Annotated in this window: 9 protein-coding genes; 3 read left to right on the top strand and 6 right to left on the bottom strand. The window is 64.2% G+C overall.

From position 1 onward, the window contains the following. Positions 1 to 275 precede the first annotated feature (275 nt). On the top strand, positions 276 to 428 hold the full coding sequence (locus tag BG57_RS33150) for a hypothetical protein (RefSeq protein WP_160174755.1): 153 nt from the start codon (positions 276 to 278) through the stop codon (positions 426 to 428). A 377-nt stretch (positions 429 to 805) separates the two neighbouring features. Here the strand turns inward: BG57_RS33150 and BG57_RS26625 are convergent, their stop codons facing one another. Beyond that, positions 806 to 1459, bottom strand: a complete 654-nt coding sequence (locus BG57_RS26625) for a helix-turn-helix transcriptional regulator (protein ID WP_035969851.1) — start codon at positions 1457 to 1459, stop codon at positions 806 to 808. Positions 1460 to 1510: 51 nt separating this feature from the next. Continuing rightward, positions 1511 to 2497: an ornithine cyclodeaminase family protein gene (locus BG57_RS26620; protein WP_052006016.1), complete on the bottom strand. Its 987-nt coding sequence runs from the start codon at positions 2495 to 2497 to the stop codon at positions 1511 to 1513. A 164-nt stretch (positions 2498 to 2661) separates the two neighbouring features. Here BG57_RS26620 and BG57_RS26615 point away from each other — a divergent pair, with 164 nt between their 5' ends. Then, complete coding sequence (locus BG57_RS26615) at positions 2662 to 3444, top strand: ABC transporter substrate-binding protein (protein WP_035969849.1); 783 nt, start codon at positions 2662 to 2664, stop codon at positions 3442 to 3444. A gap of 22 nt (positions 3445 to 3466) precedes the next feature. Next, complete coding sequence (locus tag BG57_RS26610) at positions 3467 to 4708, top strand: NAD(P)/FAD-dependent oxidoreductase (protein WP_035969848.1); 1242 nt, start codon at positions 3467 to 3469, stop codon at positions 4706 to 4708. An 863-nt stretch (positions 4709 to 5571) separates the two neighbouring features. Here the strand turns inward: BG57_RS26610 and BG57_RS26605 are convergent. Genes BG57_RS26605 through BG57_RS26590 form a run of 4 tightly spaced genes read right to left on the bottom strand, consistent with a single transcriptional unit; the run spans position 5572 to position 10073 of the window. After that, a complete protein-coding gene (locus BG57_RS26605; RefSeq protein ID WP_035969859.1) occupies positions 5572 to 6564 on the bottom strand; it encodes an ABC transporter substrate-binding protein in 993 nt (330 codons plus the stop codon). Between the two features lie 33 nt (positions 6565 to 6597). Continuing rightward, positions 6598 to 7767 (bottom strand): Gfo/Idh/MocA family protein, encoded by a 1170-nt coding sequence (locus BG57_RS26600; RefSeq protein ID WP_035969847.1) that lies wholly within the window; start codon positions 7765 to 7767, stop codon positions 6598 to 6600. Continuing rightward, positions 7767 to 9092, bottom strand: a complete 1326-nt coding sequence (locus BG57_RS26595; RefSeq protein WP_035969846.1) for a Rieske 2Fe-2S domain-containing protein — start codon at positions 9090 to 9092, stop codon at positions 7767 to 7769. Before BG57_RS26595 ends, BG57_RS26600 begins: the two co-directional genes overlap by 1 nt. Before the next feature lie 18 nt (positions 9093 to 9110). Beyond that, positions 9111 to 10073 (bottom strand): PDR/VanB family oxidoreductase, encoded by a 963-nt coding sequence (locus BG57_RS26590; protein WP_035969845.1) that lies wholly within the window; start codon positions 10071 to 10073, stop codon positions 9111 to 9113. Between the last annotated feature and the right edge of the window lie 81 nt (positions 10074 to 10154).

Raw genomic sequence — 10154 nt, 5'->3', positions numbered from 1 at the left:
AACGGCAAAACGGCAAAACGGCAAAACGGCACACGGACGTCTGATCCGGTGTGGTGTGCTAAGTGGTTAGAGACACCATATCCGATAACGGCTTCGACCAAAACGCGGAATGCGCGCTTTAACGTTAGGAGTCGCACATTTCTCGCAGGCATTGTCGCTAGGGGCGCTATCGCGAAATGCAAGCGATTTCGGTGACGTTTGTCAGCGCCAACCCGAGTCGGCATTGACGCCAACGAGTCGGTCATGCGCGACCTAGGCTCCGATCGAGTGTGTGCATGTATCGGGCGAAGGGTACGGGCGGGGACAAGCTCAGCGTCGTGAAGGGTGGCGTTGGCGGCTGGATCGTCAGAGCAACACTTTACCTGCCTCTCGGTGGCGAAGAGAAACGCGTCGATATTCAAAACGGCACGGACCGCAACGCTTCGTGACCGAGGGAGTCTGAGCGCGACGGAGAGCTTCGACGCAAGGCGTGTTGATCGAGCGCAGCGGTGTCGTCAACACCGGCGGACGCGGGCCTTCGCCGGCGCTTCTGAGACGCTTGCCTGGCAATGAACCTACGTCAAAACACGACGTTTCTATCTGGCAGAAACGCGACATTTGAACTTGGGACCTACATTTAGAAATGCGTTTTCAGGTTATGTTGAACACATTCAATGCTGACGGAGATTAGCGCAACTCTTCACGAAACCGTCTGTCGTTCCTGCTTAAGGAAGCGCCCGGCGTCGAGTTCGTTATCCATAAGGAACTCAAACGCTAGCCACTAACCACAACCCGCCCGCGCTCCACGCCAGCGCCACCCCACCGCTCAACCCCCGTCCTTCATCTCCCGCAAATGTTTGTAAACAGTCGCGCGCCCCATCCCGAGCACCTTGGCGACATAATTCGCCGAACTCTTGCCCTTGAACGCGCCCTGCGCGTGCAGCGCCTCGACGAGTTCACGCCGATGTTCGCGCGTGAGCGAATTGAGCGCGATCTGCCGCTCGCGCAGCCAGCCGTGCAGAAACGTGTTGATGCGCTCCTGCCAGTCGTCTTTGAAAAGCTCGACGGGCTGCGCGACGACGCCCGCGCCGCGCAGGAAGAGATCGAGCGTCGAACGCATTTCCTCAAAAGCCGCGATGTTGAAGTTGATGCACATCACGCCGGCGGCGTTGCCTGCGTCGTCGAACAGCGCCGTACTCACGCAGCGCATGCGGCGGCCATCCCAGTTCACCTTCTCGTAGGGACCGACGAGCCGGTCGCGCGCGGTGTCCTCGACATCCTCGAGCGCGGAGTCGTCGCCGATCTCGCGCTTCGACAGATTGTTCGACAGATATGCGACGGTCTGATCCGACAGATCGTGGATTACGACTTCGGCATAGGGAAAGAACAGCGTCGTGATGCTGTCCGCGATGTGCGCATAGCGCGCAAGCAGCGCCTCGCGCGCGATGACATCGGGCTTCGGCGTCTTGCGTCGTGACATTGACTGGGAATGGGGCATGGGTTCCGAAACGGTGAAAGCCGATGATACTGCTTAATCCGCGGCGCGCGGCTTCGCGAGATGGACGTAGAGCGCGTGCGCGACCGCGATGTCTTCGAGGCCGAGGCCAATGGAGCGGAAGAACACGTTGCGCTCGAAAGAAGGCGTCGGGCACGCGCCGCGCACGAGCTCCGCGAGATCGCCGCGAATCGCATCGAGCGACCAGCCGTGACGCTCCTGCGCGATCACCATTTCGCCCGCGCTCGACGGCGTCGTCTGCCGATAGTCGCAGTAGACATCGAGCGCACTCAGCGCGGCCGGATCGATCTCGTGCGCTCGAGCGACGTTCGTGCTGATCGAGGTGATGAGCGCGGGCTTCGTGAGCGCATCGAGCGAGAGCACCGGCGTACCCGACGACGTGCACAGCAACACGACATCCGCATCGCGCACGCACTCGGCGACCGATGCCGCGATGCGCACGCGTGCGTCGAGCGCCCGCGCTTCGTCGGCGCGTTCGTGGTCGTTCACAAGGCGCGGCGAACGAATGCGGATGTCCGACCATGCGCGCAACGGCGCGACATGCCGCAGGTGCGCGAGCGCGACGCTTCCCGAGCCGATGATCGCGAGACGCTCGCTCGATGCGCGCGCGAGCCGCGCGACCGCGAGCGCTGTCGTGCCCGCCGTGCGCTCGGTGGTGAGGAGCGCGCCATCGCACCACATCAGCGGCGCGCCGGTGCGCATCGACATCAGCGCGGTCCAGGCGGTGACGATCGGCGCGCCGGGATGCACGATATACGGCGAGAGCTTTGCGCCGAACACGCCGTGTTTGGCGAGCGCGCCGAGATAAGTGATGAAATCGCCCGCGCCGCCCGGAAAAGGCGTGAGCGTCTGCGGCGGCTGCACGGCGTCGCCGCCGCCGAGCGCGTCGAACATGTCTTCGAGAGCACCCTGGATATCCAGCGACGGCAGCGCTCGCCGCACGCCGTCTTCGTGAACGATGAAAGGCGACTCATCGCGCGTGGTTTCGGACAGGGAATTCATTCGGAAGCCTCCGGTTCGCGCGGCCAGGTCGTGCCATGCAGCCGCTTTGGGACGAATAGACATTTTTGTCCATTCTAGACTTTTATTCTGTTTCTGGACTATATTTCCTGTGGGCGCTCGGCGATGCCCGCGCGGCAAGTTAAATACGACCTTGGGTGACGACAATGAACTGGAAGATGATTTGCTTCGCGGGCGCGGCGAGTTTCGCGTTCACAATCGGCGTGGCGCACGCGGATTCGCAGACCTTGCGCTTCGGCGTCGAGGCGTCGTATCCGCCGTTCGAGAGCAAGACGCCGGCAGGCACGCTTGAAGGCTTCGACATCGACATCGGCAATGCGGTGTGCGAGCGCGTCAAGATGAAGTGCGTGTGGGTGGAAAACAGCTTCGACGGGCTGATCGCCGCGCTGCAGGCGCGCAAGTTCGACGCGATCAATTCGGCGATGAACATCACGGCCAAGCGCAAGCAGGCCATCGACTTCACGCCGCCCGTCTACGTGATGCCGATCCAGATGATCGCAAAGCGCGGCTCGCATCTGGAGCCGACGCCTGCAAGCCTGAAGGACAAGCGCGTCGGCGTGCTGCAAGGCTCGACGCAGGAGGACTACGTACGCAAGCACTGGGCGAGCGCGGGCGTGCAGGTCGTCACGTACCAGAGTCAGGACCAGATTTTCGCGGATCTCTCGGCCGGGCGGCTCGACGGCGCGGTGCAGGAAGTGCAGACGGCGATCGACGGCTTTCTCGCGAAGCCCGAGGGCAAGGACTTCGATTTCGCGGGCGCCCCGCTGACCGATCCGTCCACGCTCGGGGAGGGCACGGGCATCGGCTTGCGCAAGGACGACGCCGCGTTGAAGGCAAAGGTCGTCGCCGCGCTCGATTCGCTCAAGAAGGACGGAACGCTCAGCCAGCTCTCGCAAAAATATTTCAAACGCGACATCATCGCCAAATAACTATTTCAGCAGGCTCTGCAACATGGCTCAGGACGTGATCGTGCTCGGCGCGGGTATCGTGGGAGTGAGCGTCGCGCTGCATTTGCAGCAGCGCGGATGGCAGGTGACGCTCGTCGACCGGCGCGCGCCCGGTGAAGCGACGAGCTTCGGCAATGCGGGGCTGATCGAGGCGTCGTCGGTGGTGCCCTATGCGTTTCCGCGCGACCTGCGCACCGTGTTCAAGTTCGCGATGAACCGTTCGACCGCGCTGCGCTACGACCTGCGCTCCCTGCCCGCCTATGGGCCGTGGCTCGCGCGCTACTGGTGGGAGTCGGCGCCGGCGCGTCTTGCCGCCGCCGCGCGCGACATGCTTCCGCTCATCGGCAACAGCGTGGCCGAGCATGAGGCGCTGATCGCGCGCGCGGGTCTCTCCGATCTCGTGCGGCCCACGGGCTGGCTCGAAGCCTATCGCTCGCCCGAGCAGTTCGAGCGCGAGGCGAGCGATGCCGCGCGCATCGCTAGCGAGCACGGCCTGGGCATGAAGGCGCTCGATGCGGCCGGGCTGCATCGGCTGGAGGGATCGCTTGCAGACGGATACGCGGGCGCAATTCACTGGACCGACCCGCGCAGTGTCATCGATCCCGGCGCGCTGACAAAAGGATATGCGGCGCTGTTCGAGCGCCAGGGCGGACGCATCCTGAGCGGCGACGCCGCGACGCTCCAACAGTCGGGCAGCGGCTGGCGCGTAATGACGTCGAGCGGGCTCGTGGAGGCGCAGGCGGCGGTCATCGCGCTCGGCGTCTGGTCCGGAGATCTTGCGCGCAAATTCGGCTACCGCATTCCGTTGGTCGCGAAGCGCGGCTATCACATGCATTACGAGAGCGACGGCCGCGCTGCCCTATCCCGGCCCGTCGTCGATATCGAGAACGGCTATGTCGTCGCCCCGATGCGGCGCGGGCTGCGCCTCACGACCGGCGTCGAACTGGCGTCTCGAAATAGGCCGCCGAGTCCGGTGCAACTGGAACGAGCGGAACGCGTTGCGCGTCCGATGTTCGGCCTCGGGGCGCGCATCGACGACGCGCCGTGGCTCGGGATGCGACCTTGCACGCCGGATATGCGGCCGGTGATCGGGCCGGCGGACCGTCATCCCGGTCTCTGGTTCGCGTTCGGACATGCGCATCACGGACTGACGCTCGGGCCGGTGACGGGCAGGCTGCTGAGCGAGTTAATGGACGGAGAAGCGGGCTTCACCAGTCCACATCCCTACCGCGCGGGGAGGTTCTAGTCCTGCGTAGCCGGGGATATAGACCCGGGGCGGGCCTTTGGACTTGCTGCACACACTAGCCCTTACTTGTAATAGACAGACGCGGCGCTGTGATGCGTTGCCGCACGCTTGTTAGCGGCGATTACGCGGTTTCCCCGGGGAAACCGCGATCCAGGCTGCGCAACGCCCGGCGCGCCCACGCCGGGCGTCATCTCCCCTACTGCCATTTCGCTTTCTTGTGCCGATTACGGCCAATCACGTCCCAAAGCTTTTTCGACTCTTTCTGGGCCGACTTCGCACTTTCGTCGTGGTGCTCCGCATCGCCGCCATGCGTCCCAGCGGCACCCCGTTTCGCGTGTCTGAACAATTCAGCGAGTCTCATAGCAAGCTCCTTTCGCAGCGAACGCGCCGCGAAATTCAAGTCTACTCCGGCTGCTATCGGATGGCGTTATCGCTTCATTCTCCCTGCGTCGGTATCCGCCGTTGCACGTTCAGCAGAGGGTCACGCATGCGCGTGGCCGCCGTTGCGCCGTCGCGCTCGGCCATCGCCTTAACGACGGCTCGATGGTGCTCCGCGAAATGTCGCCGCGTGTCCTGCGGCTTTCTCTATGACGTCCCGCTCGCCATGATGGGCGCGTTCATGTCCGAGAGCCTCGCCACGCGCATTCGCGGCACGGCGGTCGGCGGCTCATACAACGGGGGGCGCTTCTGCTCGGCGCTACGCCGGTGCCGATCGGCTTCATCGCCACGCAGTCCTCGTCCGGCGTGAGCTTCCTGCTGGTCGGCGCGTTCTCCGTTTCGGCCCGCCTGTACGACACGAGCGCGCAGGAACCGAAGGAACGCGCACCCTCGGCACCCGCGCGACACCGACGCCGCGTTGACGCTCAGATCTTGAAGCTTTCCAGCGTGGCCGGATGGAACAGTTCCTCCGGCTGCAGCAGCCGGCTCGACAAACCTTCTTCGTGATGCCGCTTCAGAAAGCGCGACAGCACATGCCGGTTCGGCTCGAAGCCGTACGACCAGAAATCGTTGCCCATGAGACGGCGCGCGTTGCGCAACTGTTCTTCGACGAACGGCAGCGTCACCTTGGTCGCGGACGTGTCGTTCAGCTTCGCGAGCGCGACGGCCTTGCTCTTTTCGAAGGCCTTCGCCACCGCGCCCGGCAGCCACGGATGCTGTTCCGCGAGCGCGCGCCGCACGCCCAGCAGATGCATGATCGGGAACAGCTTCGTGCGCGTGTACCAGTCGGCGGCGGCCTTCTGCGGATCGTCGTAGAGATACTTCACGTTCGGATGGCCGTTCGTGAAGCACGACGGCGCGCGCGGGCCGATGAGCGCATCGATTTCGCCGGACGCGAGCATGCCTGAGATCGTCTGGTTCTCGGGCGCGTTCTCGAGCCGCACATCGCCGGGCAGCTTGAGGCTGATCTTCTCCAGACGCCCCGCTTCTTCATAGCCGCCGCGAATCCACGTCACGTCCGACGCCTTCACGCCGTGGTCTTCTTCCAGAAAGAGACGCGCCCACACGTTGGCCGTCAACTGATACTCCGGCACGCCGATGCGCTTGCCTTTAAGATCGGCGGGCGAGTCGATGCCACGATCGTTGCGCACGTAGATCGACGTATGGCGAAACGCGCGTGACGGAAATATCGGCACGGCGATGTACGGGCTCGTGCCCGCCGCCGTCTTCACGCTATAGCTCGACAGCGACAGTTCGCAGATGTCGTAATCCGCGTGACGGAACGCGCGAAAAAAGATCTCTTCCGGGTCTTGCAGCATGAAAACCGGATCGACGCCGTCGATCTGCACTTCGCCATCGACCAGCGGCCGCATGCGATCGTAATTGCCCACCGCCACCGACAGATTGAGCTTGCTCATATTCAACATTCCTTATCAATTCGATTCGATGTCTTAGCCGCCGATGAGCACGTCGCGCTGTTCGTCGCTCGATTGCAGCATCGCGAGGCAGATTTCCAGCGTGCCGCGCGCCCATGCGCCGTCGTGCAGCGGAGCGACGCCGCCATGCACGGCGGCGATCAGTTCGTCGATGACTTCCGCGCGCGGCACCGCGGGCGCGTCGAGCTCGATACGCTCGCGCCGCTCGTCGCCGTACACGACGATGCCATCGGGCATCGGCCGCAAATCGCCGCGCTCGCATGACACGATCAGCGGCCCGAAATGCTGATGCCTGCGCGTTTCGGCCACTTTCGATGCAGGCGTGTACGCGTTGCCGCCGTACGTGCCCGCCGCCTTGAGCCGCGCTTCATCATCCGCCGACGCAACCTTCGACAGCTTGCGACGCGCCGCGCCGTATCCATCCGCGCTGCGCGTCTGACCCATTTCGCCGATCCAGCCGGTCCACTCGTCGGAATCGAAATGCGCGTAGCCGTTATAGGAAAGCGTCGCGAATGCGCCGTTCTCGAACCACAGCGTCGCGGTGTACGCGCCTTCGGTCGGACGCGCCGCATCCCAGTTGCCGACGGCCGCGCGAATGCGCGTCGCGCGGCCGCCCGCGAGCATGCGCACGATATCCACCTGATGCGCCGCCTGGCTGAACACCGCGCCGCCGCCCTCCTCCGTCTTCAGTTCCTCGGGCCGTCGCGGCCGATATAGATAGTCGGTGTAGTTGAGCGCGTGGATCATCTTCACATCGCCGAACGCGCCCGACGCGATCAGCTCGCGCGTGCGCAGATACGGCGTATCGAAGCTGTGACAATGGCCGACGATCAGATGCACGTTCGCTTCACGGCACGCGCCGATCATGTCGTCGCATTCGGCGAGCGACAGCGCCATCGGTTTTTCGACGAGCACGTGCTTGCCGTGCGCCGCCGCGATCCGCGTGTGCGCCGCATGAAACTGATGCGGGCTCGCGATATAGATGGCATCGATGTCCGGCCGCTTCGCGAGGGCTTCGATGTCGGCATACGCGGGCGCATCGAAGTCGGCTTCGAACTGCGCGCGCGCCGTCTCGCGCGGGTCGCACGCCGCGACGAGCCGCACGCGCGCGTCGGAGAGAAACGTCGGCAGCATCAGCGAGAAGGCGCGGCCCAGTCCCGCGATGCCGAGTCGGATCGTCGCCATCAAACCTGAACCTGATAGTTCGATTCGAGCGCGGGCGCGGCCTCGTCCGCACGCTCGACCCACACCGGATGCGCGTCGAACTGCTTCCAGTCAGTGTCTTTCGGCACCATCGCCTGAAACGAGCACACGCTGCGCGGAATCGCCTTGTCGCCGGTGCCGATGGCTTCTTCGCCCGCCTGAAACGCCTTCAGCGCATCGAGCATGCGGCGGCGGAATTCGACGACAGCAACATCGCTCGCGCCCAGGCGCTCCTCCGTGCGATCGGCGACCGCGCCCATCGTCACCCACATCGCGATGTCCTGATTCGGGAAGCCCTTGATGCCGGTGAAGTTGCCCGCCTTCATCGCCTCGCGATCCTGCCAGAAGCGGTTGTCGTGATTGCGCAGCGGCCGGTAGTACTGGTCGAGATCGATGCCGACCTGCTGCCCGAGAAACTTGCGCCACGTTTCGGTTTCCGGCGTCTTGTCGGGATGTCCCCACGCCATGAAGTAGAACGCGGTGCTGGTGTCGTCGCAGGGCACGTTGATGTTGGCGACGTTGTACAGGTTATTCGGCGGAATCAGCGCGGTCGCCGGCGCGACGAACACGGTCGAACGCACGTAATCGTGCGTCGCGGCGTTCTGGATCGGACGGCGCAGCGCGGCATAGCGGAAACCGAATTCGGTGCGATGCACCTGCAGACGCGGCGCCTTGTCCGTCGACGGACGCAGCCAGTTTTTCGAGGTCGCTTCCGCGCCGCCCACGCGCGCCGGCACGAAGTCCGACGAATGCAGGCTGGAGCTGTGCGCGGAATCGATCGCGCCTTCGAGAATCTGCGCCCAGTTGCACGGCAGAATCGCTTTCGCGATGGTCACGCGCGTGTCTTCGGTCGGCGCCCAGGCGGGCGGCACGAACTCGGGAATCGCGTCCTGCGGACCCATGTACGCCCACACGAACCCGCCCCATTCCTTCGTTTCGTAGGCCTTGTGCTTGACCTTCTTCGTCATGTCGCTGCACGAAGGCTCGGAGACCATTTCGATGACGTTGCCCTTCACGTCCATCTTCCAGCCGTGATAGAGGCAGCGCAGGCCGCAATCCTCGTTGCGCCCGTACACGAGCGACACGCGCCGGTGCGGGCAGTATTCGTCCATCACGCCGACGTTGCCGTCGGTATCGCGGAACACGACGAGATCCTCGCCGAACACGCGCGCCTTCACGGGCGCGCCGTCCGGCTCGCTCACTTCCTCGATGAGGCACACGGGCGTCCAGTGACGGCGCATCAACTGGCCCATCGGGGCATCGCCTTCGACACGGCACAGCAATTCGTTTTCTTCATGCGTGAGCATTGACGCTTCTCCAGATATTCAAAGATCGAGTACGAGTTCTTCGCTCTTCGCACGGGACACGCAGATCATGATCTGATCGCGCTTCTCGTCGTCGCCGAGCACCATGTCGCGATGGTCCGCCTCGCCCGCGCACAGCGTCGTGCGGCACGATCCGCACGTGCCGCTCTCGCATGAGCTCGGCGCGCGGATGCCGTTATCGCGCAGAATTTCGAGGATCGAGCGGTCCTTCGGAATCTCGAACCAGCGGCCCGAGCGCTCCAGCTTCACGCTGAACCGTGTGTTCTCCGCCGCGCGCGACTGGTCCACGCCGAAGCTCTCGAAATGCACGCTGCCCGTCGGCCAGTGGCCGGTCATGTCGCGCACGCCGTCCATCAGCGCGCGCGGGCCGCAGCAGTAGACATGCGCGCCGCTGCCGGGCTTCTCGAAGACTGGCCAGAAATCGAACGCATCGGCCAGATCGCCGTGATCGTGATGAATGACGACGTGCGGCTTCCATTCCGCGCTCGACAGTTCGTCGATGAAAGCGGTCGTCTCAGGGCTGCGCGACACGTAATACAGCTTGAAGCGCGGGCCGGCGGTGGCCTTGAGGTGACGCATCATCGAAAGAATCGGGGTGATGCCGATGCCGCCCGCGACGAACACGAAGCTTCGCGCGCGCTCGCTCAGCCCGAACTCGTTGCGCGGTTCGGAGACCTCGATGCGGTCGCCTTCCGCGACATCGTCCGTCATGCTCAACGAGCCGCCGCGCCCTGCCGCGTCGCGCTTCACCGCGATCACGTAGCGGTCGGCTTCGTCGGGATCGTTGCACAGCGAATAGTTGCGATTCGCGCCGCTCGGCACGCGCACCGTCAGATGCGCACCCGCCGTGAATGGCGGCAGCGCGGGCCCGGCCTCATCGCGCAGTTCGAAACGGAAGATGCCCTCCGCCACCTGATCCTTCTTCGTCACTACGAGCGTCCTGAATGACAGTTCGTCGTTCATTGCACCTGCTCCCCTGCTTGTCGATCCATTCGATCGCGCCGTGTTCAGCATCGATCACCATGCCGTTTATATTAGATATCT

The sequence above is a fragment of the Caballeronia grimmiae genome (assembly GCF_000698555.1).
Lineage (GTDB): Bacteria > Pseudomonadota > Gammaproteobacteria > Burkholderiales > Burkholderiaceae > Caballeronia > Caballeronia grimmiae.
This window is presented reverse-complemented; position numbering and strand designations above follow the sequence as displayed.

Bases quoted from the DNA above. Each gene is read 5' to 3' on its own strand.
- BG57_RS33150 (WP_160174755.1), top strand. From the start codon at position 276: ATGTATCGGGCGAAGGGTACGGGCGGGGACAAGCTCAGCGTCGTGAAG.
- BG57_RS26625 (WP_035969851.1), bottom strand. From the start codon at position 1,459: ATGTCACGACGCAAGACGCCGAAGCCCGATGTCATCGCGCGCGAGGCG.
- BG57_RS26620 (WP_052006016.1), bottom strand. From the start codon at position 2,497: ATGAATTCCCTGTCCGAAACCACGCGCGATGAGTCGCCTTTCATCGTT.
- BG57_RS26615 (WP_035969849.1), top strand. From the start codon at position 2,662: ATGAACTGGAAGATGATTTGCTTCGCGGGCGCGGCGAGTTTCGCGTTC.
- BG57_RS26610 (WP_035969848.1), top strand. From the start codon at position 3,467: ATGGCTCAGGACGTGATCGTGCTCGGCGCGGGTATCGTGGGAGTGAGC.
- BG57_RS26605 (WP_035969859.1), bottom strand. From the start codon at position 6,564: ATGAGCAAGCTCAATCTGTCGGTGGCGGTGGGCAATTACGATCGCATG.
- BG57_RS26600 (WP_035969847.1), bottom strand. From the start codon at position 7,767: ATGGCGACGATCCGACTCGGCATCGCGGGACTGGGCCGCGCCTTCTCG.
- BG57_RS26595 (WP_035969846.1), bottom strand. From the start codon at position 9,092: ATGCTCACGCATGAAGAAAACGAATTGCTGTGCCGTGTCGAAGGCGAT.
- BG57_RS26590 (WP_035969845.1), bottom strand. From the start codon at position 10,073: ATGAACGACGAACTGTCATTCAGGACGCTCGTAGTGACGAAGAAGGAT.